This window comes from Streptomyces sp. NPDC087906, assembly GCF_055584925.1.
The window spans coordinates 1,083,082-1,109,315 of the sequence record NZ_JBVJLC010000001.1; the positions used below are offsets into that span (position 1 = coordinate 1,083,082).

General features: G+C 70.6%; 21 protein-coding genes and 1 riboswitch. Of the genes, 19 read left to right on the forward strand and 2 right to left on the reverse strand.

The genetic code is table 11. The annotated features are described in order from the left end of the window. Positions 1-37 precede the first annotated feature (37 nt). The 7 genes from ACZ63I_RS04805 to ACZ63I_RS04835 all read left to right on the forward strand — a co-directional run bounded on the left by ACZ63I_RS04805 (position 38) and on the right by ACZ63I_RS04835 (position 10,259). Positions 38-448: a hypothetical protein gene (locus ACZ63I_RS04805; RefSeq protein ID WP_469335323.1), complete on the forward strand. Its 411-nt coding sequence runs from the start codon at positions 38-40 to the stop codon at positions 446-448. Between the two features lie 17 nt (positions 449-465). Beyond that, positions 466-2,616, forward strand: coding sequence for a tetratricopeptide repeat protein (locus ACZ63I_RS04810; protein ID WP_469335566.1), 2,151 nt, complete (start codon positions 466-468; stop codon positions 2,614-2,616). Positions 2,617-2,802: 186 nt separating this feature from the next. Next, positions 2,803-6,354, forward strand: a complete 3,552-nt coding sequence (mfd, locus tag ACZ63I_RS04815; RefSeq protein WP_469335325.1) for a transcription-repair coupling factor — start codon at positions 2,803-2,805, stop codon at positions 6,352-6,354. Between the two features lie 139 nt (positions 6,355-6,493). Continuing rightward, on the forward strand, positions 6,494-7,600 hold the full coding sequence (locus tag ACZ63I_RS04820) for a S1 family peptidase (protein WP_469335326.1): 1,107 nt from the start codon (positions 6,494-6,496) through the stop codon (positions 7,598-7,600). A 546-nt stretch (positions 7,601-8,146) separates the two neighbouring features. After that, positions 8,147-9,211: an acyltransferase family protein gene (locus ACZ63I_RS04825; RefSeq protein WP_469335328.1), complete on the forward strand. Its 1,065-nt coding sequence runs from the start codon at positions 8,147-8,149 to the stop codon at positions 9,209-9,211. A gap of 29 nt (positions 9,212-9,240) precedes the next feature. Then, positions 9,241-9,417 (forward strand): hypothetical protein, encoded by a 177-nt coding sequence (locus tag ACZ63I_RS04830; protein ID WP_469335329.1) that lies wholly within the window; start codon positions 9,241-9,243, stop codon positions 9,415-9,417. A gap of 134 nt (positions 9,418-9,551) precedes the next feature. Further along, positions 9,552-10,259: an HNH endonuclease family protein gene (locus ACZ63I_RS04835; RefSeq protein WP_469335567.1), complete on the forward strand. Its 708-nt coding sequence runs from the start codon at positions 9,552-9,554 to the stop codon at positions 10,257-10,259. Positions 10,260-10,290: 31 nt separating this feature from the next. Here the strand turns inward: ACZ63I_RS04835 and ACZ63I_RS04840 are convergent, their stop codons facing one another. After that, positions 10,291-11,106, reverse strand: coding sequence for a hypothetical protein (locus tag ACZ63I_RS04840; protein WP_469335331.1), 816 nt, complete (start codon positions 11,104-11,106; stop codon positions 10,291-10,293). Positions 11,107-11,292: 186 nt separating this feature from the next. Between ACZ63I_RS04840 and ACZ63I_RS04845 the strand changes: the two genes are divergently transcribed. The 3 genes from ACZ63I_RS04845 to ACZ63I_RS04855 all read left to right on the forward strand — a co-directional run bounded on the left by ACZ63I_RS04845 (position 11,293) and on the right by ACZ63I_RS04855 (position 15,700). Then, on the forward strand, positions 11,293-13,350 hold the full coding sequence (locus ACZ63I_RS04845; RefSeq protein WP_469335333.1) for an N-6 DNA methylase: 2,058 nt from the start codon (positions 11,293-11,295) through the stop codon (positions 13,348-13,350). Between the two features lie 101 nt (positions 13,351-13,451). After that, positions 13,452-14,165: a hypothetical protein gene (locus ACZ63I_RS04850; protein ID WP_469335335.1), complete on the forward strand. Its 714-nt coding sequence runs from the start codon at positions 13,452-13,454 to the stop codon at positions 14,163-14,165. Further along, a complete protein-coding gene (locus tag ACZ63I_RS04855) occupies positions 14,162-15,700 on the forward strand; it encodes a serine/threonine-protein kinase (protein ID WP_469335336.1) in 1,539 nt (512 codons plus the stop codon). The genes ACZ63I_RS04850 and ACZ63I_RS04855 overlap by 4 nt, the downstream gene beginning before the upstream one ends. Positions 15,701-15,732: 32 nt before the next feature. Here the strand turns inward: ACZ63I_RS04855 and ACZ63I_RS04860 are convergent, their stop codons facing one another. After that, positions 15,733-16,914 carry an acyltransferase family protein gene (locus ACZ63I_RS04860; protein WP_469335338.1) on the reverse strand — a complete coding sequence of 394 codons (1,182 nt, stop codon included), beginning with the start codon at positions 16,912-16,914 and terminating at the stop codon, positions 15,733-15,735. Positions 16,915-17,195: 281 nt separating this feature from the next. Between ACZ63I_RS04860 and ACZ63I_RS04865 the strand changes: the two genes are divergently transcribed. The 9 genes from ACZ63I_RS04865 (at position 17,196) to ACZ63I_RS04905 (ending at position 26,218) form a co-directional block, all read left to right on the forward strand. Beyond that, complete coding sequence (locus ACZ63I_RS04865; protein ID WP_469335340.1) at positions 17,196-17,852, forward strand: SurA N-terminal domain-containing protein; 657 nt, start codon at positions 17,196-17,198, stop codon at positions 17,850-17,852. A 26-nt stretch (positions 17,853-17,878) separates the two neighbouring features. Next, positions 17,879-18,979 (forward strand): nucleoside triphosphate pyrophosphohydrolase, encoded by a 1,101-nt coding sequence (locus tag ACZ63I_RS04870; protein ID WP_469335342.1) that lies wholly within the window; start codon positions 17,879-17,881, stop codon positions 18,977-18,979. 33 nt (positions 18,980-19,012) lie between these two features. Then, on the forward strand, positions 19,013-20,329 hold the full coding sequence (locus ACZ63I_RS04875) for a cytochrome P450 family protein (protein ID WP_469335344.1): 1,317 nt from the start codon (positions 19,013-19,015) through the stop codon (positions 20,327-20,329). Positions 20,330-20,467: 138 nt separating this feature from the next. Next, positions 20,468-21,391 carry a transglycosylase family protein gene (locus tag ACZ63I_RS04880; protein ID WP_469335346.1) on the forward strand — a complete coding sequence of 308 codons (924 nt, stop codon included), beginning with the start codon at positions 20,468-20,470 and terminating at the stop codon, positions 21,389-21,391. Positions 21,392-21,667: 276 nt separating this feature from the next. Beyond that, positions 21,668-21,845, forward strand: a riboswitch (cyclic di-AMP (ydaO/yuaA leader). Between the two features lie 3 nt (positions 21,846-21,848). Next, positions 21,849-22,544, forward strand: a complete 696-nt coding sequence (locus ACZ63I_RS04885) for a transglycosylase family protein (protein WP_469335348.1) — start codon at positions 21,849-21,851, stop codon at positions 22,542-22,544. A gap of 287 nt (positions 22,545-22,831) precedes the next feature. Continuing rightward, positions 22,832-24,118, forward strand: coding sequence for a phosphopyruvate hydratase (eno, locus tag ACZ63I_RS04890; RefSeq protein WP_469335350.1), 1,287 nt, complete (start codon positions 22,832-22,834; stop codon positions 24,116-24,118). A gap of 108 nt (positions 24,119-24,226) precedes the next feature. Continuing rightward, complete coding sequence (locus ACZ63I_RS04895) at positions 24,227-24,709, forward strand: FtsB family cell division protein (protein WP_469335351.1); 483 nt, start codon at positions 24,227-24,229, stop codon at positions 24,707-24,709. A gap of 37 nt (positions 24,710-24,746) precedes the next feature. Then, positions 24,747-25,280, forward strand: a complete 534-nt coding sequence (locus ACZ63I_RS04900; RefSeq protein ID WP_469335353.1) for a DUF501 domain-containing protein — start codon at positions 24,747-24,749, stop codon at positions 25,278-25,280. Further along, the gene (locus tag ACZ63I_RS04905; protein ID WP_469335355.1) at positions 25,277-26,218 is read left to right on the forward strand and encodes a Ppx/GppA phosphatase family protein; all 942 of its coding nucleotides are present in this window, start codon (positions 25,277-25,279) and stop codon (positions 26,216-26,218) included. Before ACZ63I_RS04900 ends, ACZ63I_RS04905 begins: the two co-directional genes overlap by 4 nt. Positions 26,219-26,234 lie beyond the last annotated feature (16 nt).

Consider the following 26,234-nt stretch of genomic DNA (forward strand, 5'->3'; position numbering starts at 1 on the left):
GGTTGTTGGCCGAGCCGCCTGGTTCGGGGGGAGAGCCATGGATCCGGAGATCACCTCACTCGCTCAAAGCGGTGGGGCCGCACTGGTCACCTTGATGACCACCGATGCCTGGCAGGCGGCCCGCGAGGGGTTCGTCCAGTTGTGGCGGCGTGTGCAGGCGCACCGGGCCGACGCGGTCGCCGCGGAGCTGGACGTGGGCCGGGCGGACGTACTGACAGCCCTGGCGGCCGACGACCAAGAGGTGCTGAGCGAGCTGCGCGCCGAATGGCAGGGCAGGTTGCGGCGGTTGCTCGTCGCGCAACCCGAGGTGGCTGCCGAACTGCGCCGACTGCTGGACGAGATGGCTCCGTCACCGGCTGCGGATCCCGGTGTCGCGCAGCGCGCCACCGCCTCCGGGCACGCCCGCGTCTATCAGGCCGGGCGAGACCAGCACATCACCGAACGGTGACCGGCGAGAGCGGGCACATGGACGGCCGTGCCGAGGACGACGGCCGGGTCTATCAGACGACAGGTGACCAGCACATCACCGAACACCACCACTACGTGGACGGCGGGCGCGGCGTCGCGGGTGGACCTGACTCCGTCCGTCGCCCGGCGGTCGGCCACACGCCCCTGGTCCTTCGCGACCGGAGCGAGGTGCTGACGCGCTTACGCGAGGGCCTCACATCGGGACGAGGCGCCGAGGTGTACGTCCTGCACGGCATGGGCGGCTGCGGCAAGACCGCTGTCGCGCAGGCGTTCTTCGACGTCGCCACCGTCGAGTACCGCCGGGTGGGCCTGTGGGTCAACGCCGCCGACCGGGCCGGTCTCCGGGCCGGCATGCTGGCAGCCGCCGCCGACCGGGGCGCCCGCGACAGCGAACTGCTGGCGGCCCGTCAAGGGCACCGCCCCGCGGCGGATCTCGTGTGGCACTACTTGGATGAATCGGCCGAGCCCTGGTTCCTGGTGCTCGACAATGCCGACGACCCGGCGATCCTCCGCGACGGGAGCTGGCTGCGCGGTAGCCCGCGCGGCACCGTTCTGGTCACGACGCGGCGTGCGGCTGCCCGCTGGTGGCCCGGCGCTGAGTTGCAGCACATCGGAGTGCTCCCGCGCGAGGACGCCGCCCAGGTGCTCTGCGACCTCGCCCCCGGCAGCGGGACGATGGAGCAGGCGGCCGAGGTCGCCGACCGGCTGGGGCGGCTGCCCTTGGCGCTCACGCTCGCGGGCGGTTTCCTGGCGCATCAACTGATCGATCCCTGGACGATGGATCTCTACGGACGGCGGCTCCAAGAGGACGAAGCCGCGGAGTTCATCGACCAAGGGGCGGATGCCTTGGCCGAGGAAGACCCGCGCCATCTGGTCGGCCGCACGTGGCAGTTGACGCTCGATTCCTTTGTGGAACGTGGATTGCCACAGGCTGTCGCGCTCGTGAGGCTGCTGGCCCGATACGCCCCCGAGCCGCTGCCGCTGTCCGTCCTGAACCGTCCCGAGATCGGTGCGGTCCTTGCCCCGGGCAGTACCGGGACCGCGCTGGCCGCGTTGCTCGACCACTCGTTGACCCAGTTGGTCGACCTCGGCGATCTGCGGTGCGCACTCAGCCACGGAGTGCTCCTCGACACGGTCGCCGCGGCAACACCTCCGACGGACCTCGCCGTGCTCAACCCGACCGCCGTCCGGTTGCTGGACGCTGCCGTACCGGCGGTCCCGGCCGCCGGACCGTACGACCCCCGGCTGCGCCTGCTCGCGCCGCACGTCCTGGCTCTGCTGCGCAGAACCGCCGAGCCGTCCGGCGCGGCGGACGCGCTGCGCGTCGCCACGCGTCTGGCCACGGCCCTGCACCGTACCGGTGACTACCTGTCCGCCTGGGAGACGGCCGGCGCGGCAGCCGCCCTCGCGGAAAGAGCGCTCGGCGATGAGCACCGGCTGGTACTCGCCGCCTACGCCAGGACCGGACGTTCCCTCTTCAGGCTGGGAAGGTACGAGGAGGCGGAGCCGTTGCTGCGCCGCGTGCGGTCCACACAGCTCAGGCTGTTCGGCGCCGACGATCCGGACACCCTGGACAGCGGTCAGGGACTGCAACTCGTGCTCGCGAACCACGGCAGTCGTGCGGAAGCCGTGGCACTCCTTCGTTCGGTCGTGGCGGGCAGGAAGGCAACGCTCGGGCCCCGGCACCCCGCGACTCTGCGCTCGCGCGTCAGCCTGCTGGCGATACTCACCGCGAGGGAGATCGCGGCGGAGGCCGAGGCCGACGACACGCTGCTGTCCCTGCCGAACGTCTGCGCCCGTCACCTGGGCCCGGACCACGCGGTCACCCTGGCCGCGCGCCACAACCACGCGCGCGTCCAGTTCGTCCTCGGTGACCACCGGTCGGCCGACGACGAGATCCGCCAGGTTGTCGAGGACTACCAACGGGTGCTGGGGCCCGACTACCCCGCGGTACTGGCGGCTCGGCAATTGCACGCCCAGACACAGGCGGCGCTCGGGCACACGGACACCGCAGCCGAACTGATGGCCGCAGTGGTCGCCGGACGCGAGCGGAGCCTGGGCGCGGACCACCACTTCACGACGGTCAGCCGGGACGTCCTGGCCGACCTCAGATCCGGGGTATGGCGACCGCCCGAGCCGCCCGCGTAGCCGCGGAAGGCCCGCATCGCTGCGAGCGGGGCCGCGGCGGCGGGGCCGCGGCGGGCGGTGCCCGCGGGGCGGGGGGTGGTGGGGGGTCGTACTCTGGAGGACCCCGGCCCGTTTTACGTGTCGGGTCCTTCGCGTTGCCCTTCCCGGGCGGCGACCTCACCAGGAAACCGGACGGAAGCACCCTTCATGAGCCTGCACGGTCTGCTCGACGCCGTTGTACGAGACCCGGCGCTCGCCGAAGCGGTGAAGGCCGCCACCGACGGGCACCGGATGCATGTCGATCTGGTCGGGCCGCCCGCGGCGCGGCCGTTCGCCGTGGCCGCGCTGGCCCGGGAGGCCGGGCGGCCGGTGCTGGCGGTGACGGCCACCGGGCGCGAGGCGGAGGATCTGGCGGCGGCGCTGCGGACGCTGCTCGATCCGGACACCGTCGTCGAGTACCCGTCGTGGGAGACGCTGCCGCACGAGCGGCTCTCGCCGCGCTCCGACACCGTGGGGCGGCGGCTCGCCGTGCTGCGCAGGCTCGCGCACCCGGTGCGGGACGATCCGTCGGCGGGGCCGGTCAGCGTCGTCGTGTCGCCCATCAGGTCCGTGCTGCAGCCGCAGGTCAAGGGGCTCGGCGATCTGGAGCCGGTGGCGCTGCGCAGTGGCGGGAGCGCCGATCTGAACGAGGTGACGGAGAAGCTCGCCGCCGCCGCGTACGCGCGGGTGGAGCTGGTCGAGAAGCGCGGCGAGTTCGCCGTACGGGGCGGGATCCTCGATGTGTTCCCGCCCACCGAGGAGCATCCGCTGCGGCTGGAGTTCTGGGGCGACGAGATCGAGGAGATCCGTTACTTCAAGGTCGCCGACCAGCGGTCCCTGGAGGTCGCCGAGCATGGTCTGTGGGCGCCGCCCTGCCGGGAGCTGCTGCTGACGCCGCAGGTCAGGGAGCGGGCGGCGGCGCTCGCCGAGCTGCATCCCGAGCTGGGCGAGCTGCTGGGCAAGATCGCCGAGGGGATCGCCGTCGAGGGCATGGAGTCGCTGGCGCCGGTCCTCGTGGACGACATGGAGCTGCTGCTGGACGTGCTGCCGGCCGGTTCGATGGCGCTGGTCTGCGACCCCGAGCGGGTAAGGACCCGGGCATCGGACCTGGTGGCGACCAGCCAGGAGTTCCTCCAGGCGTCCTGGGCCGCCAGCGCCACCGGCGGCCAGGCGCCCATCGACGTGGGCGCCGCCTCCCTGTGGGGCATCGCTGACGTCCGGGACCGGGCCCGAGAGCTGGGCATGATGTGGTGGTCGGTGTCACCGTTCGCCGTGGACGAGGAGCTGGGCGCCGACGCGCTGACGCTCGGGATGCGCGCCCCCGAGTCGTACCGCGGCGACACCGCACGCGCGCTCGCCGACACCAAGGGCTGGCTCGCCGACGGCTGGCGCACCGTCTTCGTCACCGAGGGCCAGGGCACGGCCGCCCGCACGGTCGAGGTGCTGAGCGGCGAGGGCATCCCCGCCCGGCTCGACACCCCCGAGTCGACGGGCGGGCGCGGCCTCGCCGACATCACCCCGTCCGTCGTGCATGTGGCGCGCGGCTCCATCGACTACGGCTTCGTCGACCCCGCGCTGAAGCTCGCCGTGCTCACCGAGACCGACCTGTCGGGCCAGAAGGCGGCCGGCAAGGAAGGCGTGCGGCTGCCCACCAAGCGCCGCAAGACCATCGACCCGCTGACCCTTGAGGCCGGCGACTTCATCGTCCACGAGCAGCACGGCGTCGGCCGGTACGTGGAGATGGTGCAGCGCACGGTCCAGGGCGCGACCCGCGAGTACCTGCTCGTCGAGTACGCCCCCGCCAAGCGCGGCCAGCCCGGCGACCGGCTCTACATCCCCACCGACCAACTGGAGCAGGTCACCAAGTACGTCGGCGGCGAGGCCCCGACCCTGCACCGGCTCGGCGGCGCCGACTGGACGAAGACCAAGGCGCGCGCCAAGAAGGCCGTCAAGGAGATCGCCGCCGACCTGATCAAGCTGTACTCGGCGCGGATGGCGGCCCCCGGCCACGCCTTCGGCCCCGACACCCCCTGGCAGCGCGAGCTGGAGGACGCCTTCCCTTACGTGGAGACGCCCGACCAGCTCTCCACCATCGCCGAGGTCAAGGAGGACATGGAGAAGACCGTCCCGATGGACCGGCTGGTCTGCGGCGACGTCGGCTACGGCAAGACGGAGATCGCGGTGCGCGCCGCGTTCAAGGCCGTCCAGGACGGCAAGCAGGTCGCCGTGCTCGTCCCGACGACACTGCTGGTGCAGCAGCACTTCGGCACGTTCTCCGAGCGGTACGCGCAGTTCCCCGTCGTCGTGAAGTCCCTCTCCCGCTTCCAGTCGGACGCGGAGGCCAAGGCGACGCTCCAGGGGCTGCGCGAGGGGTCCGTCGACATCGTCATCGGTACGCACCGGCTGTTCTCGTCCGAGACCAAGTTCAAGGACCTCGGTCTGGTCGTGGTGGACGAGGAGCAGCGGTTCGGTGTCGAGCACAAGGAGCAGCTCAAGAAGCTGCGTGCCAACGTCGACGTGCTGACGATGTCCGCGACGCCCATCCCGCGCACCCTGGAGATGGCCGTCACCGGCATCCGCGAGATGTCGACGATCACGACCCCGCCGGAGGAGCGCCACCCGGTGCTGACCTTCGTCGGGCCGTACGAGGAGAAGCAGATCGGCGCCGCCGTACGGCGTGAACTGCTGCGCGAGGGCCAGGTCTTCTACATCCACAACCGGGTCGAGTCGATCGACAGGGCGGCGGCCCGGCTGCGCCAGATCGTGCCCGAGGCGCGGATCGCGACGGCGCACGGGCAGATGGGCGAGAGCGCGCTGGAGCAGGTCGTGGTCGACTTCTGGGAGAAGCGCTTCGACGTGCTGGTGTCCACGACGATCGTGGAGTCCGGCATCGACATCTCCAACGCCAACACCCTCATCGTGGAGCGCGGTGACAACTTCGGCCTGTCCCAGCTCCACCAGTTGCGCGGCCGGGTGGGCCGCGGTCGCGACCGCGGCTACGCGTATTTCCTGTACCCGCCGGAGAAGCCGCTGACGGAGACGGCGCACGAGCGGCTGGCGACGATCGCCCAGCACACCGAGATGGGCGCCGGTATGTACGTCGCGATGAAGGACCTGGAGATCCGCGGCGCGGGGAACCTGCTCGGCGGCGAGCAGTCCGGGCACATCGCGGGGGTCGGCTTCGACCTGTACGTACGCATGGTGGGCGAGGCGGTCGCCGACTACCGCACGGCGGTCGACGGCGGTGTGGAGGAGGAGCCGCCGCTGGAGGTCAAGATCGAGCTGCCGGTCGACGCGCACGTACCGCACGACTACGCGCCGGGCGAGCGGCTGCGCCTCCAGGCGTACCGCTCGATCGCCTCCGCCAACTCGGAGGCGGACATCGCCGCCGTACGGGAGGAGCTGACCGACCGCTACGGCAAGCTCCCCGAGCCGGTGGAGAACCTGCTGCTGGTCGCGGGCCTGCGGATGCTGGCGCGGGCCTGCGGGGTCGGCGAGATCGTCCTCCAGGGCGCCAACATCCGCTTCGCGCCGGTGGAGTTGCGCGAGTCGCAGGAGCTGCGCCTCAAGCGGCTGCATCCCCGTACGGTCATCAAGCCGGCGGCGCACCAGATCCTGGTGCCGCGCCCGACGGCGGGCAAGATCGGCGGCAAGCCGGTCGTGGGGCGTGAACTGCTGTCGTGGACCGGGGAGTTCCTGGCGACGATTCTGGGTTCGTGACTCTTCTCAAGTCCCTTTTGAGTTGCCTCGGCGCTTTTCGGCCATGAGGATCACGAGGGTCGGAATTCATGATTCCGTTGTGTCCGTGAAGGGTGTGGAGGATTGAATCTCCTCCACACTGGTCGATCATGGAGGAACTGTGAAAGCAATCCGAGGTTTTACTCGTCCCGCTCAAATCCTGGTAGCCATCTCACTCCTCACCGGAGTCTTGGGGGCAACGTCGAGTGCGAGCGCACAAGAACCCGACCGCCTGTTGTCGCACGACGTGGCAGTGGCGGACGGCCCGAGCGGTCAGAAAACTCAGGATCTCGCCGATCGGCTGGGGGATTCGCGTACCGGCGGAATATACCTCGACCAGGCCAAGGGTCGTTTTGTCGTCAACGTGACGGACGACGCCGCCGCAAAGGCGGTCGAGGGGTCCGGCGCCATCGCAAGAGATGTGGCGTACGACAGCGCCTATCTGGACGCGATCAAGCAGAAACTCGACGACAACTTCAGAACTCCCGGCACGATTTGGGGCGTTGATGTGCCGGCCAATCAGGTTCTTGTTCGCGCGGACAGCACTGTCAGTGATGCGGAATACGCGGCGCTGGCTCAGTTCGTCGAGCCCTACGGCGGTGCTGCGCGAATTATTCGCATAGCGGGTGAAAGCGCCGAGTCGGCGACGAGGCCCATCAACGGTGGCGATTTCATCTCCAACGGAAACATCAACTGCTCGTACGGGTTCAGTGTGCGACTGAAGGACAACCCTTCGGTATTGGGGTTCGTTACCGCAGGGCACTGCACCAGTGATGTCAACAATCGGTGGGTGAATTCCAACGGGAATCTTCTCGGTCACACGACGGGGCACAACATCGCGAATGGGAACGACTTCGGCCTGGTGAACTCGGAAAACCCGGACGTGCCTTACGTCGGGAACGTCGATACCGGTGGCGATACTGTCCTGGATATCCGATACTCGCGTGACAGTAGGATCGGCGAGAATGTTTGCACATCCGGTGCGACAAGCGGATTCAATTGCGGAAGTCTTACATACAAGAATCAGACGATAACTTATACCAGCGGTCGTCGGGTCACGGGCATGGATGAGACGAATATCTGCCGGAACCTCGGAGACAGCGGTGGGCCTCTGTTCTTCGGGAATGATGCGCTTGGCATCCAGTCCGGCATCAATAACGGTTACTGCGCAAGTTATTACCAGCCCGCCAATGAGGCCCTCGCCTGGTACGGCGTTGAGGTCTACTGATCTGAATCCTTGAGCGAAGCGCAGTTGGCCTCGCTCCCTCGCAGCGGCCCGGCAGGTTCTCTGCCGGGCTGTCACGCTTGTTGAGCGGTTCCCGAGCTTCGCGTTCGCTTGTTGGACGCCTTCGGTTCACTCTGACCCGGTTGGGTGGGATGACGGCTAAAACGTATGTGCGGGGCCGGACGGGCGATTGGCGTGCAGCAGGTTGAAAGACCGCGGACGAGTGGCGGGTGCCGCAGCCACCGGGACGGCACGCGGGGGTATCGCGGCCGGGCCGATGGCAGGTACGGCCGCGCGCCAGGAGCCTTCGGGCGCCCTCACCTTCCGGCTCCGCGTGGTACCCGCGTCCCGCGTGATGCCGATCAACCGGCACCGCGGCCTACCGACGCGCCCGACAGGAAGAGCGAGTTCTCTGCATGACAACGTCAGGTACCACGACCCGCGAAGGGACGGATGTTTCCCCGTCCGGGATACCCGGGCCGTCACGGCACGTGGTGGCGTCCGAGCCGCGCCAAAGTCCCCGACCACGCCTCTACGCTCTCGACGGGCATGCGCCTGCTGGCGGCCCTGTCGGTACTGCTGTTCCACTACCTCGCCCGCGGAGGCAACGCCAGTCGCGCATGGGGACAGCAGAGCAGGACCGTGCTGCCAGGCCTGGAACCCGTCGCGGACTATGCCTGGCTGGGCGTCGAATTCTTCTTCATCATCAGCGGATTCGTCATCTGCATGAGCTGCTGGGGCCGCACCCCCGGGCAGTTCTTCCGGTCGCGGGTGACCCGCCTCTATCCGGCCTACTGGACAGCGATTGTGCTGATCATCGTCGCCCAGGAGCTCTATCCGGTGGTGGTGAAGCAGCGGATGAGCTTCCACGACATCCTGCTCAACCTGACCATGCTCCACGAGCCGCTGGGCTCTTCGTCCGTCGACGGTGTGTTCTGGACGCTCTGGGTGGAGATGCGCTTCTACCTGCTCTTCGCTTTCGTCGTCTGGAAGGGCGTCACCTATCTCAACACCGTGGTGTTCTGCGGACTGTGGACCATCGCCTCGGTTCTCGCCCTCGCGCTGGACGAACCGTTCCTGAACATGGTGCTGGTGCCCCAGTACTCCTGCTACTTCGTCGCCGGTATCGGCTTCTACCTGATCCACCACTTCGGCTCTCACGTCCTGCCGTGGAGCATCGTGGGCATCTCCTGGCTGATCGCCCAGAACGCCGTCCTGGGCGAGACCAAACGGTTCGGCGGGATCATCAACACACATCTGTCGGGCACCTGGAGCTTCGGGATCGTCACCCTGTTCTTCCTCGCCATCGCGGGCATCTCGCTGGGGTGGTTCTCCTGGATGAACTGGCGGTGGCTCGTCACCGCCGGCAGCTTGACCTATCCGCTTTACCTCACCCATGAGCACCTCGGGCTGCTACTGATCTTCAACTTCCGCGACCAGATGTCACCGGCTGCCGTGCTTGCCTTGGTCGCTCTGTGCATGCTGCTGCTCGCCTGGACCATCCAGCGGTTCGTCGAGCGCCCGCTCGCCCGTCTGCTGAAGCGGCTGCTGGAGCAGCCGCTGGAAGCGGGGCTGAACGAGCCACCGACCGGCAGAGCCGCGAGAGTACGGTGAGCGCACCCTGTAGTGATCAAGATCATCCCATGTCCTCTTCCGGGCACGACCGGGTCGACGCCCGGCTGCTGGTCGGCGGACTCATCGTCGGCATGCTCGTGCTGAGCTGGCTGATCCACCGTCTGGTCGAGCGGCCGCTGGCGAAGTTCCTCAAGAAGGGCCTCACGGGGGCCTTTTCACGATTGGGTCCCGTTCCGGCGCGCTGATCGGTACCGAACGGGGCATACGTCTGTTCGTGCGGACTCTCGGGAACAGCATTACGCGAACATGCCTCGGCGGCGGCGCCGTCGCCCTCTCCGTCCTTCTGCTGACGGGCTGCAAGACGGAGTTGGGCGGTGACATGGGCTCACCAGGGGCGTCGGCCCCTGGCGGCGGCGGGGAGGCGGACAGCGGCGCGCACGCGCCCAGCGGCACGTTCGGCGTCAGCCCCCTCGACAACCCGGACGGTACGAAGCGGGGCCTCGCCCCGCTCACCTCGGCCGCCGACAAGAAGGCCGCCCGCGCGCTGATCGACAAGGTCGACACCAAGGGCCGCGGACCCAAGACCGGTTACGAGCGCGACGAGTTCGGCTACGCGTGGAAGGACGGCGTCGACAAGGTGCCGCTGTCCAGGAACGGCTGCGACACCCGCAACGACGTACTGAAGCGGGACGGCCTCAAGGCCACGTTCCGCTCGGGGTCCGACTGCATACTCGCCACGATGACCCTGCACGACCCGTACACCGGCAAGACGATCAAGTGGGTCAAGGCCAAGGCCAGCGCCGTGCAGATCGACCACGTCATGCCGCTGTCGTACGACTGGCAGATGGGCGCGGCGCACTGGAGCGAGTCGAAGCGCGAGCAGATCGCCAACGACCCGCTCAACCTCATCCCGGTCGACGGCTCGACCAACGGCGCCAAGAGCGACTCGGGCCCGGCGTCCTGGCTGCCGCCCAACAAGGAGATCCGCTGCTCCTACGCGGTGCGGGTGGCGCAGGTGTCCGTCAAGTACGACCTGCCGGTGACGTCGGCGGACAAGAAGGCGATGCTCGCCCAGTGCGGCGGCTGAGCATCGCCCGGAGTCCGGCGGCGGACACGGCCTAGAGCGTGTCGAGGTCGAGGATGTCCTTGTCGGTCGGCACCTTCGCGCCGACCGGCTCGTCGAAGCCGCTGAGCACCGCGCTGCCGGGCTCGTCGCCGGTGGTGACCAGCTTGAGCAGGTACGGCTTGCCCTCGGTGGCGACGAACATCTTGTACTGGCTCTTGCCGTCGGACTCGGTGAGCGTGATGGCCTGACGGCCGTCCACGGTCGCGAGCGGGCCCTTGCGGGCGACGGTGTCCTCGCCCTCGAAGTCGGCCAGCAGGGTGTCCAGGTCGCAGAAGGCCGCGAACTCCTTGCCCTCGTCCGACGTGGCGGAGGTCTTCACCCAGCGCCCCGCGAGCATGTCGACCGCCGCGTCCGTCTCGGCCTTGGGGTCGTTCTTGCCCTGCGCCCGTACGAACTCCTCGTCGAACTTCATGTAGACGGTCTTGCCGACCTTCGACACGACGACCTTGCCCTCGTCGTTCATCGACACATGGCCGGCGCAGTCGCCCTTGGTGCTGACGGCCATGGTGAAGAGCACGCGGCCGTCGGTGGGGTCCTGGACGTCGGCCTGCATGGTCAGCGACGTGGCGCCCCGGGTGACCTTCAGGGACTTGTTCACGATGTCGGGGCCCGAGAGGTTGGCGAACGGCGCCGGCTTCTTGGTGGCGGTGGCGGAGGCCGGCCCCGATGCGGCGGCCGAACCCTGGCCGACGCCCTTGCCGTCACTGGTCGGCCCGCAGCCGGCCAGGGCGGCGACGGCGATCGCGCAGCCGAGGCTGAAACCGATGGCGCGGTGTCTGGGGCGGCGGAAAACGGCGGGAGAAGGCATGGGGTGTCTCCGATGGGGTGAGGGAGCCGGTCATCGCGGGCGGCGATGCGTTAATAACAACAGAGTCTGTGAACCGAGTCAACACGGATTTACACTCTTACTCGGTCTCGTACTGTGAATCCGGGTTTCTCGGTCGCGACGGTATGATCGGTGCCACATCAGTCCGCGCCGTGAGGAGGCAGCCAGGTGCCCGAGAGCGCAGCAGAGGTGACGGCGGCCGGCATCGCCCGGCTCGCCGGAGTCGGCCGGGCCGCGGTCAGCAACTGGCGGCGCCGGCACGCCGACTTCCCCCGGCCCGTGGGCGGTACGGAGACCAGCCCGTCCTTCGCCCTGCCCGAGGTCGAGCAGTGGCTGCGCGACCAGGGGAAACTCGCCGAGATCCCGCTGCGGGAGCGGGTCTGGCAGGAGCTGTCGGGCGATCCGGCGGGCGCGCCGACCGCCCTCGTACGCACCGGCTGCGTCCTGCTGCTCGTACGGGAGCGGCCCACCGACTGGCTCGGCCTGGCCGGGGCGTCGGACACCCGGCTCGCCCAACTGCTGCCCGTCGCCCTCGAAGAGGTGCTCGGCCCGCGCTTCGGCGGCACGGCGGGGCGCGCTGTCCACACCCCCACCGCGCGCGAACTCCAGTCGTCCGCCGGGCTGTTGCGCGGCGCCGCCGAACTCGCCGCCCAACTCGGCGCGCACCAGACCTTCGAGTTCCTGCTCGGCAGGTATCTCGACGCCAACCCCCGGCAGTACACGCTCACCCCGCCGGGCGCAGCGGCGCTGATGGCGGCGCTGGCGGGCGCCACCGCCAGGGACGTGACCGTCCTCGACCCGGCGGCGGGCACCGGCACCCTGCTGCGCGCCGTACCGCACCCCGCGGCGCTGTACGGGCAGGAGGCCGCCCCCGAACTGGCCGCGCTCACCGGACTCCGGCTCGCGCTGAGCAATGGAGCCGAGGTCGGCACGCGGACCGGCGACTCGCTGCGCGCCGACGCCTTCCCCGGGCTGACCGTGGACGCCGTCCTGTGCCACCCGCCGTTCAACGAACGCAACTGGGGCCATGACGAACTCGCCTACGACCCGCGCTGGGAGTACGGGTTCCCGGCCCGCACCGAGTCCGAACTGGCCTGGGTCCAGCACGCGTTGGCCCATCTGCGGCCCGGCGGCACCGCCGTCCTGCTGATGCCGCCCGCGGCGGCGTCCCGCCGCTCGGGGCGCCGGGTGCGGGCCGATCTGCTGCGCCGCGGCGCGCTGCGCGCCGTCGTGGCCCTGCCGGCGGGCGCAGCGCCGCCCTACGGCGTCCCGCTGCACCTGTGGGTGCTGCGGCGGCCGGGCGACGGGCTGCGGTCGTCCCCCGAACTGCTGCTGGTGGACTCGGCCGGGCATCCGGACGGCGTCGGCCGCGGCCGCGACAGCCTCGACTGGGCGGCCGTGCACGCCACCGTCACCGACGCCTGGCGCGCCTTCGACCAGGACGGCGCCCCGGCGGACGAGCCGGGGATCAGCCGGGCCGTGCCCGTCATCGACCTCCTCGACGACGACGTGGACCTGGCGCCCGCCCGCCATCTGCCGCCCCCGGCGGCGAGCGGGGGAGCCGCCGAACTGGCCGACGTGCGCGACCGGTTGACCGAAGCGCTGCGGCGGACCGTCGAGTTGACCCCGGCGCCGTCGGAGGCGGCGGGTGACGTGCGGCCCCGGCGCCCCGGCACCACCGTCGGTGAACTCGCCAGGGCCGGCGTCCTGGAGCTGCGCGCGGGCGGCGCCGGTACGAGCCCGGCGGGGCCCGTGCGCGTCCTCACCGAACACGACGTCGTCGCGGGCACCGAACCGTCCGGCACCCTGCCCGAAGGGCCCGGCGAGGAGCCCGTGCTGGTCCGGGCGGGCGACGTCGTCGTACCCGTACTCGGCGGCGGCTCGGTGGCCCGGGTCGTCGACGACACTGCGGCCGGCGCGGCCCTCGGCCGCAACCTCCAACTGCTGCGCCCCGATCCGGCGGCACTCGACCCGTGGTTCCTCGCCGGGTTCCTGCGCGGCACCGCCAACAACCGCCAGGCCAGCAGCTACGCGTCAACCGCCGCCCGGCTCGACGTACGCCGTCTCCAACTGCCCCGGCTGCCCCTGGAGGAGCAGCGGCGGCACGGCGAACACTTCCGCGCGCTGGCCGAGTTCGAGGGGGCGCTGAGGCTGGCGGGGACCCTGGGGGAGCGGCTGGTCCAGGGCCTGTACGACGGGCTGACGGACGGTTCCGTACCGATGTGACGCTGCTGACAACGGTTCGGTACAACCAGGCGACCGCTGTCGGTGTCGGTGTATACGCTCGTACCTCCGCGTCCTCGTTCCCAGGCCCGTCAGGAGCAGCAATGCACGGCCCTGTGCCGCCCTCAGCGCCCCGGCCCCCGTCCTCGCACGGCGTGGTCGTCACGATCCGGGTGCTGTTCACCGCGTCTGCCGCGCTCACCTGCGGGACCCTGTCCTGCCTACCGCTGTTCCGGATCGCGCTGCTGCGCGGCCGCTGGTACGACTGGACGGCGGTCGCGCTGAGCCTCCCGCTGGGGATCGGCGCGTTCGCCGTGGTCGGTTCGCTGCCCGAGTCGGACTACAGGACGGACGTGGCGCTCGGCTTCGTCATGCTCCTCGGCGCGGTGAGCATCGCGTACTACCTGGCCTTCGACATACGCAGGTTCCGCGGCCAACTGCCCGCGCCCGCGCCGTACTACCCGCCTTCCGTGCCGCCGCAGCCCGGCTACGGCTACCCGCACCCGCGGGCCACCACAGGCCCGATGCGGCCGCAGGCGCGGCCGGTACCGCAGCAGGGCCCGCTGCCGACACCTCCGCCGCCGCCGGTCCCCGCCGACCGGCCGGCCGGGGCCCACCCGCAGCCCGGCGCGGTGCCACGGCAGCCCGGCCAGTCACAGCCCGGCCAGTCACAGCCCGGCCAGTCGCTGCCCGGCCAGTCACAGCCGGGCCAGTCGCAGCCCGGCTACCCGCAGCCGGGGCACCCCCGTATCGACCAGGTGCGCGCCGAACTCGACGAGCTGAGTGACATCCTGCGCAAACGGCAGGACGACCGGTGAACGGACGGGTCATCGCCGCCCGTTACGAGCTGTCGACGATCATCGGCCAGGGCGGTATGGGCCAGGTCTGGACGGCGTACGACCAGCGCCTCGACCGGCGCGTCGCCGTGAAGCTGCTGCGCCCCGACCGGATGGCGGCGGCCTCGGGCGCCGACGAGATGCGCCGCCGCTTCGTGCGCGAGTGCCGGGTCACCGCGCAGGTCGACCACCCCGGTCTGGTCACCGTCCATGACGCGGGCAGTGACGGGGACGACCTGTATCTCGTCATGCAGTACGTCGAAGGCGCCGACCTCGCCGACCATCTCGCCGAACACGACCCGTACCCCTGGCCGTGGGCCGCCTCCGTGGCCGCCCAGTTGTGCGCGGTGCTGGCCGCCGTGCACGCGGTGCCGATCGTGCACCGCGACCTCAAGCCCCGCAACGTGATGGTGAAACCGGACGGCACGGTCACCGTCCTCGACCTCGGCGTCGCCTCCGTCATCGACTCCGACACCACGCGCCTGACCCACACCGGATCGCCCATCGGCAGCCCCGCCTACATGGCGCCCGAGCAGGCCATGGGCGGCGCCGTCGGACCGTACACCGACCTGTACGCGCTCGGCGTGCTCCTGCACGAACTCCTCAGCGGGAACGTGCCGTTCGCGGGATCGACCGTGCTCGGCGTGCTCCACCGCCATCTGTACGAGGCGCCGCTGCCGGTGCGCCGGATCCGGCCCGACATCCCCGAGCCGCTGGAGGCGCTGGTGCTGCGGCTGCTCGCCAAGGACCCGCAGCACCGCCCCGCGGGAGCGCAGGAGGTGTACGAGCAGCTCGTGCCGATGCTGCCGCCGCGCGGAGTTCCCGCGGCCGGACCGCTCGACCCGACCAGGCCGTTCAGCCGCCCGCACGCGCCGTGGCCCGACCGGGCGACCAGCCCGCCGTCGGTGCCGGTGCCCGCCAGGCCCGAACAGCCCGTACCGGCCGAACGCCCCGATGTGGCGGCCGCCGTCGACGAGGTGAAGCGGCTGCTCGGCGAGGGCAGCATCACCCAGGCCGTCGACATCCTCGGCTCCATCCTGCCCGCCGCAGCCGCCGAGCACGGCGAGTCGTCACCGGTCGTCCGCATCCTGCGCAAGCAGTACGCGGCGACGCTGATGGACGACGGCCAGTACCGCAGGGCCCTGCCCGAGCTGCGCCGGCTCGCCGACGACCGGGCGGCCGAGTCGGGTGCGGGCGACACCCAGGCACTGCAGTTCCGCTTCGACGCGGCCCTGTGCCTTGAGCAGTTGGGCGAGGCGGCGGCGGCCCTCGCCGAATACCGGGCGCTGCTGCCGTACTTCGAGAACCAGCAGCGCCCCGGCGCCGACCACGACCGCGCCTTCGACATCCGCCAGCGGATCGGCAATCTGCTGCTGGCCGTCGGCGATCACGCGGCGGCGCACCAGCAGTTGGGGGATCTGCTCTACGACATCGGGCGGCTCTACGGCCCGTACCACCCGCTGGCGGCCGATGTGCGGCGGGCGCTGGAGCGCCAGCAGCAGTTCCACGGCCCCTGAGCGGCCGAGCCCCGCACGAACAACGGCGGGGCTCAGGCCGCCTTCAGCCGGGCGGCCTGCGTCTTCATCGCCCGCCGCAGCTTCGGTCCGAACGGCTTCTCCACCAGCCGGTGGATGAGCCAGGCCAGGACGAGCATCGAGACGACCGCCGCGATGAGCGTCAGCCGCGGGTCGAGGCCGAACTTCTTGTGCAGGATCGTCACGGCGAACCAGCCCAGGTGCTCATGGACCAGGTAGAAGGGGTACGTGAGCGTCCCGGCGAAGGTCAGCCAGCGCCAGTTCGCCCAGCGGGCCCACCCCAGCGCCACGACGGCGACCGAGGCGAAGGCGAACGTGACGATCGCGAGTATCACGTACGGCGAGCGGGGCGCGAACGTCTGGCTCGGGTCGGTCGCCGGGTTCCACAGGGCGATCGTCGCGTAGTGCTGGCCGAGCAGCCAGCTCACGCCGACGAGCGACCAGAGCAGTATGTCGCTGCCGTACCGGTGGATCAGGTACAGCGCCAGACCGCCGATGAAGAACGGCGCGTTGTCCTGCATCACCACTTCGGTGACGACGGGGTTGTCGGCGACCTGCGCGAAGGCGGTCGCGGCTGTCCACACCACGGAGAAGATGACGACGCGGCGGTAGGTGACGCCCTTCCAGACCACGAACAGCGCGAAGAAGAAGTAGAAGCGCGCCTCGACCCACAGGGTCCAGCAGACGCCGAGCACCCGCCGTACGCCGGTGGGCTGCTGGAGCATGGTGAAGTTCACCAGCACCTCGTGCAGCCGCAGCGGTTCGCTGACCGAGGGGAGGATGAAGCAGGCCGCGGTGACCAGGACGATGGCCGCCCAGTACGCCGGGTAGAGCCGGGTGACGCGGGAGCGGAAGAAGTCCCCGAGCGAACGGCCCCAACTGCTCATGCAGATGACGAAGCCGCTGATGACGAAGAAGACCTGCACGCCGAGGCAGCCGTAGACCGTCAGCCCCGACAGGTCGGGGAAGAGATGGCGGGGCGATTCGCCCCAGGCGCGGGTGATGTCGCCGCCGCGCCCCGAGTAGTGGTAGAGGCAGACCATCAGCGCGGCCACGATGCGCAGCCCGTCGAGCGCCCGCATCCGGTCGTGCCGTGGTGCGGGGGCGGCCGGTGCGGCGGCTTCCGGAGTGGCGGGCGGTGAACTCCGCTCTTCGGGAAGGGGCTCCGGTACAGGGGTCAAAGTTGCTTGCGTCATTCCCTTGTGTTCCGTCCGTTCCCACCGTCGCCAGGTCATCCAGAAGGACGCTAGGCAGCCTCCGGTGAACGCGGCGACTGCGGCGAAGTGAACACCGGTTCGAGATAGATGTCGGAAGGGTGAACTTCCGATGTGATGCACGTGCGGACGATCATGCGGACCCCCGAGACCACAACCGTGCCTGAATCGTTGGTCGAACCAGTGGCCCAGACCACGCCGACTGCTTAACATCGATCACTGCAAGGCTTGTGCATCGCCGCACAATCTCCCGGGAGGCCCCCTTGAACCGCCGCCGTCGCACCGCGCTCTCCATCTCCGTCGTCCTGCTCGCCGCGGCCCCGCTGCTCACCGCGTGCGGCAGCGACTCCCACCCGGGAGCTGCGGCGGTCGTCGGCGGCAAGCGGATCGAGGTGTCCACGCTCCAGGCCCAGGTCGCCGCGGTGCGCAAGGCGCAGGAGGCGTCGCCGCAGTCCGCCGAGCTGATCAAGAACTCGGGGCAGCTCAACCAGAACAAGCTCAACGGCATGATCTTCGACCGGATCCTGCTGCGGGCCGCGAGCGACGAGGGCGTCAGCGCCTCGCGCCGGGAGATCCAGACCGCCAGGCAGCAGGCGGAGGCGCAGTCCGGCGGCGCGAAGGCGTTCGAGTCCGTGCTGCTGCAGCAGGGCGCGCTCACCCCCGACCAGATCGACGACGCGGTACGCCGCGACGTCCTGCTCGCCAAGGTCGCCACGGCCGTCGGCGGCGACACCACGACCCCGGAGGGCCAGCAGAAGGTGCTCGCCCTGCTGGCGAAGACGTCGAAGTCGATGCATGTCGACGTCAACCCGCGCTACGGCACGTGGGACAACACGAAGATCTCGCTGGGCCGGTCCACGACACCGTGGATCAAGCAGGTCACCAAGGAAGCCCCGCAGCAGGAGCCGAGCGACGCCTGACCGCAGGCCGGCGGTAGGTTCGACAGGTGACCCAAGAAGCTCCCGCAGCGCCGCCGCAGGACCCGGCCGGCCGTATCGTCCTGCTGACCGCCAGCCACCGCGTCGCACCCGGACTGCTGTCCTGGCCGGCCTGGCAGACGCTGCACGCCGCCGACCGCGTGCTGTGCGCCGACCCGGCCGACCCACAGCTCCCGTATCTACGGGAAGCCGGCGTCCGGGTCGAAGAGGGCACCCCCGGCGCCGACGAGCTGGTCGCCGACTGCGCCGGCGGCCGTACGGTCGTGGTGATCTCCTCGCTGGACAGCCGCGGGCCGCTCACCGACGGCCTCGCCAGGCTCGCGGGCTCGGGCCGGGTCCAGATGCCCGACCTGGAACTGCTCCCCGGCTCCTACGACCTGCCGGGCGCCCGGCTCCTCGATCTCGTCCAGGTGATGGACCGGATCAGGCGCGAATGCCCGTGGTCGTCGATCCAGACCAACCGGGGGCTGGCCAAGTACGGCATCGAGGAGATGTACGAACTGGTCGAGGCCATCGAGGACGGCGACGCCGACGAGCTGCGCGAGGAGCTGGGCGACGTACTGCTCCAGGTCGTCTTCCACGCCCGCATCGCCGAGGACGGCCTGCCCGCCGAGACCGATGAAGAGGACGAGACCGGGGACGAGACCGGGGACGAGACCGGGGACGAGACCGGGGACGAGCGCGACGACGAGCGCGCTGAGAAGACCACGCGGTTCTCCATCGACGATGTCGCCGCCACCCTCGTGGAGAAGCTGATCCACCGCCATCCCCATGTCTTCGGCGACGAGACCGCGGCGACCCCGGCCGACGTCAAGGCGCACTGGCTGCGGACGAAGGCGATCGAGAAGCAGCGCGACTCCGTCACCGACGGCGTACCGCTCGGCCAGCCGGGCCTCGCGCTCGCGGCGAAGCTCGCCGGGCGGGTGCGCACGGCAGGGCTGGACGTCGTACCGCCGCCGGGTGCGGGCGTCGGGTACGAGCTGCTGGCCCTGGCGGTACGGGCGGACGAGGCGGGCGTCGACCCGGAGACCGAGCTGCGTGCTGCTGCGCGTGTATATAGGGACACGATCCGCGCGGCCGAGGGACACGGCGGGGCGGACCACGCCTGACCGGCCGGGCGAGCGGGTCGTTAGGGTCGGGGGATGCCCGACCAGTCCTCCCCGGCCACACACCCGGCCACCCCAGCGACCACGCCCCCGGCCACCTGCCCGGCGGCGCCCCCGGCGGGCCCCGCGCCCGCGCTCTTCACCTGGGAGTTCGCCACCGACCCCTACCCGGCGTACGCCTGGCTCCGCGAGCACGCGCCGGTGCACAGGACCACGCTCCCGAGCGGGGTCGACGCGTGGCTGGTGACGCGGTACGGGGACGCCAAGCAGGCGCTCGCCGACGCGTGGCTGTCGAAGAACCCCGTGCACCACGCGGGGAGCGCCCACGCCAAGGGCAGGACCGGGATCCCCGGCGAGCGCAACGCGGATCTGATGACGCATCTGCTGAACATCGACCCGCCCGACCACACCCGGCTGCGCCGGCTCGTCTCCAAGGCGTTCACCCCGCGCCGGGTCGCCGAATTCGCGCCGCGCGTGCAGCAGTTGACGGACCAACTGATCGACGGCTTCGCGGCGAAGGGCTCGGCCGACCTCATCCACGACTTCGCCTTCCCGCTCCCCATCTACGCGATCTGCGACCTGCTCGGCGTACCGGCCGAGGACCAGGACGACTTCAGGGACTGGGCCGGCATGATGATCCGGCACGGCGGCGGCCCGCGCGGCGGCGTCGCGCGCTCGGTGAAGAAGATGCGCGGCTATCTCGCCGAACTGATCCACCGCAAGCGCCGGGAGCCCGGCGACGACCTGATCTCGGGCCTGATCCGGGCCGGCGACCACGGGGAGCACCTCACCGAGAACGAAGCGGCGGCGATGGCCTTCATCATCCTGTTCGCCGGGTTCGAGACGACGGTGAATCTGATCGGCAACGGCACGTACGCGCTGCTGCGCAACCCCGGCCAGCGGACCGGGCTCCAGGAAGCGCTCGCGGCGGGCGACACCGCGCTGCTCGCCACGGGCGTGGAGGAACTCCTGCGCTACGACGGGCCGGTGGAACTCGCCACCTGGCGCTACGCCACCGAACCGCTGACCGTCGGCGGGGTGGGCATCGCCACCGGCGACCCCGTCCTCGTCGTCCTCGCCGCCGCCGACCGCGACCCCGCGCGCTTCGCCGACCCCGACCGGCTGGATCTCGCGCGGAGTGACAATCAACACCTCGGATACGGGCACGGAATCCACTACTGCCTCGGTGCGCCCCTCGCCCGGCTGGAGGGGCGGACCGCACTTGCCACACTTCTGACCCGGCTGCCCGATGTGCGCCTTGCGGAGGATCCTTCCGATTTGCGGTGGCGTGGGGGGCTCATCATGCGTGGATTGCGCACGCTTCCGGTGCAGTTCACACCTCTGTCCCGCTGACGGACCGTCAAGTCCGTGACTTTCACGTGATCTCCGCTGCATCGACTTGTGACAGGCGTTCGAGTACCGCTACGTTCACCGACAACTCCACCCGCCACACGGTGTAGTCGTATTTCCCGTCACACGGAAGGCAACCGCATGTCCGCGAACGGCCGTCATCGCCGCCCTCGGCAGGCTCCCGCACTGATCGTCGCCGCAGGGGTGACCGGATCGGCGATCGCGATCCCGCTGCTCGGCGCTGCCGGCGCCTCCGCCGCAGACGCCACGACCTGGGACCACGTCGCCGAGTGCGAGAGCGGCGGCACGTGGAGCGCGGACCTCGGCAACGGCTACTACGGCGGGTTGCAGATGTCGCAGGAGACCTGGAACTCCTTCGGGGGCGACCAGTACGCCAGCCGGCCCGACCTCGCCAGCCGCGCCCAGCAGATCCAGGTGGCCGAGAAGGTCCTCGACGCGCAGGGCCCGCAGGCGTGGACGAGTTGCGCCGCGGTCTCCGGTCTCACGAAGAGCGCCGCCACGCCGGACGTCGACCCCGGCGCCGGGTCCGACCCGGCGGCCGAGGACGAAGCGCCGACCGGTGTGAGCAACGACAACGGCGGCGGCACGGTCGGCGGCGTGGTCGGCGGTGTGATCGACGGAGTGCTCGGCGTCGGCGACAGCGGCAGCGCGTCCCCGAAGGCCACGGACACGCCCGACCCTTCGGCGTCCGCCACGACCCCCTCCGGATCCCCTTCGGCGACCACACCCGCCCCTGACGCCTCCACGACCCCGTCCGGCAAGCCGTCCGGGACCCCCGCCAAGACGTCCAAGCACCGCGGCGCCGCGGCCCCCGAGACCACACAGCGGGGCAATTCGGTCGATAAGCGGGAAACCGGCCGTCACGCCTCGCGAGCTGACGAACCGGTACATGACGCGAAGGGCGACGGCATCTCCGTCGACCAGTACGCCGCCCCCGTGGACGCCACCCCGACGCTGATCGCCGACGCGCTGACACTGCCGGGCGGCTGGCAGCAGATCTACGCGGCGGACGCGGCGCTGGCCAGTGCGGATCTCGCTCAGTAACGCCTGGAACGAGGGCAGTTAGAGACCCTATGTCCACTTCTGTGCAAGTGAGACAAGGGTCTCTTTGCCGTAATTGGTGTGCTCTGCCCGCCGGGTTCGTCCCTTTCCGCTCCCACCTGCGAAAACACAACGGTGCCGCGGACCGGTACGGGCGATTTATCCGTGATGCTCTTCTTTGAACATCCGGGGCGGGCTGTGTTTACGTCTGACTCGCTCGCACCGCGGGCCCCGTCGACCGGCACGCCGAATCCTGCCGCCGGACGCCGGGAACAGTCGTCGCGTAAAGCGCCGTAGGCAGGAGCGGGGGACCCAAGGTAGGCGCCGGACCCGGCCGTCGAGAGACGGCCGCCGACCGGCTCGGGGTGTAGCCACATGCCGCGACGCGGCAGGTGGCCGGGCAACTCACTTGGCCCGAACCCGACAGCTCACCCCGCAGGCGTCGGTGAGGAGATGCTCCATGCTGCGTTCCAGCAATGCCAAGCACCGCCGCCCGTCCAAGGCCGTCCGCTACGCGACGCTCGCCGGAGTGACCGGTGCCGCCATCGCGGTGCCGCTGCTCGGTGCCACGTCCGCTTCGGCCGCCTCCACCTCGGAGTGGGACCAGGTCGCCTCGTGCGAGTCCGGCGGCAACTGGTCGATCAACACCGGCAACGGGTACTACGGCGGTCTGCAGTTCTCGTCGTCCACCTGGGCCGCGTACGGCGGCACCGCCTACGCCTCCAGCGCCGACCAGGCCTCCAAGTCGCAGCAGATAGCCGTCGCCGAGAAGGTCCTGGCCAGCCAGGGCAAGGGCGCGTGGCCGAGCTGCGGCGTCAACCTGTCCGGCGCTTCCAGCAGTTCGGACGCCGCCCAGCCGCAGGAGCAGGCTCCCCAGCAGCAGTCCCAGCCCAAGCGGCAGCAGTCGCAGTCGCAGCCCTCCGCGAAGCAGGAGTCGAGCCGCAGCGACGCGCAGCCCGCTTCGCGCGGCCAGAGCCGTCCCACCACGATCAAGAAGGGTGACGGCGAGTACAAGGTCAAGGGCGGCGACACCCTTTCGAAGATCGCCACCGCCCATCACGTCAAGGGCGGCTGGAAGAAGGTCTTCGACCTGAACAAGGACATCGTCAAGGACGCCGATGTGATCTACCCGGGCCAGCAGCTCCACCTGAGCTGACCCGACCGGTCCTCACCGACCACCCCGGTCCGGCGCGCTTCCCCCGTGCGTGCCGGGCCGGGGTTCCTTGTACGGGTCCCGGGTGCCGGGTGCGGGGCCCGGCGCGGGGCCCGGCGCGGGGTCCCGGTGAGGCGGCCGCCGGAATTGTCCGGCCTGCCGGGTATTCGGTCCTCATTTCGTCCCAGCGTGCGGGCACAGGCCGGCCCACGCCCCGCCGCCGGTTAGGCTCTTGCCGCAAGGCCAACGGGCCCTGCGCTCCAAGCGTCACATCCCAGAAGGAGATGCTCGTGCCGTCCATCGACGTCGTCGTAGCCCGGGAAATCCTTGACTCCCGAGGCAACCCCACGGTCGAGGTCGAGGTCGGCCTCGACGACGGCAGCACAGGCCGTGCTGCTGTCCCCTCCGGTGCCTCCACCGGTGCGTTCGAGGCCCTTGAGCTCCGCGACGGTGACCAGAACCGTTACCAGGGCAAGGGCGTCGAGAAGGCCGTCCTCGCCGTCATCGAGCAGATCGGCCCGGAGCTGGTCGGCTACGACGCCACCGAGCAGCGGCTGATCGACCAGGCGATGCTGGACCTGGACGCCACCCCCGACAAGTCGTCGCTCGGCGCCAACGCCATCCTGGGTGTCTCCCTCGCCGTGGCGCACGCCGCATCCGAGGCGTCCGACCTGCCGCTGTTCCGCTACCTCGGCGGCCCGAACGCGCACCTGCTGCCCGTCCCGATGATGAACATCCTGAACGGCGGGTCGCACGCCGACTCGAACGTGGACATCCAGGAGTTCATGATCGCCCCGATCGGCGCCGAGTCCTTCTCCGAGGCGCTGCGCTGGGGCGCCGAGGTCTACCACACCCTCAAGCGCGTCCTGAAGGACAAGGGCCTGGCGACCGGCCTCGGTGACGAGGGCGGCTTCGCGCCGAGCCTGGACTCCAACCGCGCCGCGCTCGACCTCATCCTCGAAGCGATCAAGGAAGCCGGCTATGTCGCAGGACGCGACATCGCGCTCGCGCTCGACGTCGCCGCCTCCGAGTTCTACAGCGAGGGCAAGTACAACTTCGAGGGCGAGTCCCGCTCGGCCGCCGAGATGACCGAGTACTACGAGGAGCTGGTCGCCTCGTACCCGCTCGTCTCCATCGAGGACCCGCTGTTCGAGGACGACTGGGCCGGCTGGAAGGTCCTCACCGACAAGCTGGGCTCCAAGGTCCAGATCGTCGGCGACGACCTCTTCGTCACCAACCCGGAGCGCCTCGCCCGCGGTATCGAGGAGGGCTCGGCCAACGCGCTGCTCGTCAAGGTCAACCAGATCGGTTCGCTGACCGAGACGCTGGACGCGGTCGAGCTGGCGCAGCGCAACGGCTTCAAGTGCATGATGTCGCACCGCTCGGGCGAGACCGAGGACGTCACGATCGCCGACCTCGCCGTCGCCGTGAACTGCGGCCAGATCAAGACCGGCGCACCGGCCCGCTCGGAGCGCGTCGCCAAGTACAACCAGCTCCTGCGCATCGAGGAGATCCTCGACGACGCGGGCGTCTACGCGGGCCGCAGCGCGTTCCCGCGCTTCCGCTCCGCCGAGTAGGACAGGCGGCACGGCGGTCCCGCTCTTGCCCGCCCGTCGTACGTACGTCCCCGGCCCCGGTCCCGTACCGTGTCCGGGGACGTACGTACGTGACACGGGAGGCGAGCGATGAGCGGGAGCCGGGACCGGTTCTCCACCGCGACCAGGCTGCGGGTGCTCGGCGAGCAGACCGCCGCCCGGGTCTACCGCTCGCAGAGCCGCCGGCAGGCGCGCCGCTCCCGGCTCACCGGCCGGGCGGCCTTCCTGGCCCTGGTCGTGTGCACGCTCGTCGTGGCGCTCGCGTACCCGATGCGGCAGTACGTGTCCCAGCGCAACGAGATCAGCGACCAGGAGCGGACGTCGCGTGACGCGAAGCGCCAGGTCGAGGAGTTGCGCGACGAGAAGGCGCGGCTCCAGGACGACGCGTACATCGAGCGGCTGGCCAGGGAGCACTTGCACTACGTGATGCCGGGGGAGACCGGTTTCACGATGACCGACCCGCACACGGTCGGGGAACAGCACGAGGTGGAGGGCGGGGCCGACCGCCCCTGGTACTCCAACCTCATGGACGACGTCGATCACGCCGACGACGCCGCCCGCCCGGACAGGTAACCCGGCGGGCGGGCCGCCGCGCACACCCTAGGCAGGCATGGACAAGCCCCCTCCGCAGACCGACCGCACCGAGCCCACCGAGGCGGATGTCGCGGCCTTCAGGCAACAGCTCGGCCGACCGCCGCGCGGACTGCGCGCCATCGCGCACCGCTGCCCCTGCGGTCAGCCGGATGTCGTCGAGACGGCGCCGCGGCTGCCCGACGGCACGCCCTTCCCCACGACGTACTACCTGACCTGCCCGCGCGCGGCCTCGGCCATCGGCACGCTGGAGGCGAACGGCGTCATGAAGGAGATGACCGAGCGCCTCGCCACCGACCCGGAGCTGGCCGCCGCCTACCGCGCCGCCCACGAGGACTACCTCGCGCGCCGCGACGCCATCGAGGAGCTGGCGGGCTTCCCCAGCGCGGGCGGCATGCCGGACCGGGTGAAGTGCCTGCACGTGCTGGTCGCGCACTCGCTGGCGGCGGGCCCCGGGGTCAATCCGCTGGGCGACGAGGCGCTGGCCATGCTGCCCGAGTGGTGGGCCAAGGGACCGTGTGTGATCCCGTTCACAAATGAGGAGTCCGGATGACCAGGGTGGCCGCCGTCGACTGCGGTACGAACTCCATCAGGCTGCTGGTCGCCGACGCCGACCCGGTGGCGGGCACGCTGACCGACCTGGACCGGCGGATGACGATCGTCCGGCTCGGCCAGGGCGTGGACCGCACGGGCCGGCTCGCCCCGGAGGCGCTGGAGCGGACCTTCGCCGCCTGCCGGGAGTACGCGGAGATCATCGAGAAGCACGGCGCCCGCCGGATCCGCTTCGTCGCCACCTCCGCGTCGCGCGACGCGGAGAACCGGGCCGACTTCGTACGCGGGGTGCGCGGCATCCTGGGCGTGGAGCCCGAGGTGATCACGGGTGACGAGGAGGCCGCGCTCTCCTTCACCGGCGCGACGAAGGAGCTGCCGGGCCACGAGAGCCGGCTGGTCGTGGACATCGGCGGCGGCTCGACGGAGTTCGTCGTCGGCGACGACCAGGTCAGGACAGGGCGGTCGGTGAACATCGGCTGCGTACGGCTGACGGAGCGCCATCTGCTGCGGGACGGCGCGGTCACCGACCCCGTGACCCCGGATCAGATCGCCGCGATGCGCGCCGACGTCGAAGCGGCCCTGGACCTCGCCGAGGAGGCCGTACCGCTCCGCGAGGCCCGCACGCTGGTGGGCCTGGCGGGCTCGGTCACGACGGTGGCCGGCATCGCGCTCGGCCTCGACGCGTACGACTCGGCGGCGATCCACCACTCCCGTATCCCGTACGACCAGGTCAAGCAGATCACCGACCGCCTGCTGGCCGCCACCCACGAGGAACGCGCGGCGATCCCGGTCATGCACGCGGGCCGGGTGGACGTCATCGGCGCCGGCGCCCTCGTACTGCTCTCGATCATGGAGCGGACGGGAGCCGCCGAGGTGGTCGTCAGCGAGCACGACATCCTCGACGGCATCGCCTGGCAGATCGCGAGCGAGGGCGAGTGACGCCCTCGGAGAGTGC

What these genes read in the sequence shown, in the direction of transcription:
- ACZ63I_RS04805 (WP_469335323.1), top strand. Translation starts at nt 38, where the DNA reads ATGGATCCGGAGATCACCTCACTCGCTCAAAGCGGTGGGGCCGCACTG.
- ACZ63I_RS04810 (WP_469335566.1), top strand. Translation starts at nt 466, where the DNA reads ATGGACGGCCGTGCCGAGGACGACGGCCGGGTCTATCAGACGACAGGT.
- mfd (WP_469335325.1), top strand. Translation starts at nt 2,803, where the DNA reads ATGAGCCTGCACGGTCTGCTCGACGCCGTTGTACGAGACCCGGCGCTC.
- ACZ63I_RS04825 (WP_469335328.1), top strand. Translation starts at nt 8,147, where the DNA reads ATGCGCCTGCTGGCGGCCCTGTCGGTACTGCTGTTCCACTACCTCGCC.
- ACZ63I_RS04830 (WP_469335329.1), top strand. Translation starts at nt 9,241, where the DNA reads ATGTCCTCTTCCGGGCACGACCGGGTCGACGCCCGGCTGCTGGTCGGC.
- ACZ63I_RS04835 (WP_469335567.1), top strand. Translation starts at nt 9,552, where the DNA reads ATGGGCTCACCAGGGGCGTCGGCCCCTGGCGGCGGCGGGGAGGCGGAC.
- ACZ63I_RS04840 (WP_469335331.1), bottom strand. Translation starts at nt 11,106, where the DNA reads ATGCCTTCTCCCGCCGTTTTCCGCCGCCCCAGACACCGCGCCATCGGT.
- ACZ63I_RS04850 (WP_469335335.1), top strand. Translation starts at nt 13,452, where the DNA reads ATGCACGGCCCTGTGCCGCCCTCAGCGCCCCGGCCCCCGTCCTCGCAC.
- ACZ63I_RS04860 (WP_469335338.1), bottom strand. Translation starts at nt 16,914, where the DNA reads ATGACGCAAGCAACTTTGACCCCTGTACCGGAGCCCCTTCCCGAAGAG.
- ACZ63I_RS04875 (WP_469335344.1), top strand. Translation starts at nt 19,013, where the DNA reads ATGCCCGACCAGTCCTCCCCGGCCACACACCCGGCCACCCCAGCGACC.
- ACZ63I_RS04880 (WP_469335346.1), top strand. Translation starts at nt 20,468, where the DNA reads ATGTCCGCGAACGGCCGTCATCGCCGCCCTCGGCAGGCTCCCGCACTG.
- ACZ63I_RS04885 (WP_469335348.1), top strand. Translation starts at nt 21,849, where the DNA reads ATGCTGCGTTCCAGCAATGCCAAGCACCGCCGCCCGTCCAAGGCCGTC.
- ACZ63I_RS04895 (WP_469335351.1), top strand. Translation starts at nt 24,227, where the DNA reads ATGAGCGGGAGCCGGGACCGGTTCTCCACCGCGACCAGGCTGCGGGTG.
- ACZ63I_RS04900 (WP_469335353.1), top strand. Translation starts at nt 24,747, where the DNA reads ATGGACAAGCCCCCTCCGCAGACCGACCGCACCGAGCCCACCGAGGCG.
- ACZ63I_RS04905 (WP_469335355.1), top strand. Translation starts at nt 25,277, where the DNA reads ATGACCAGGGTGGCCGCCGTCGACTGCGGTACGAACTCCATCAGGCTG.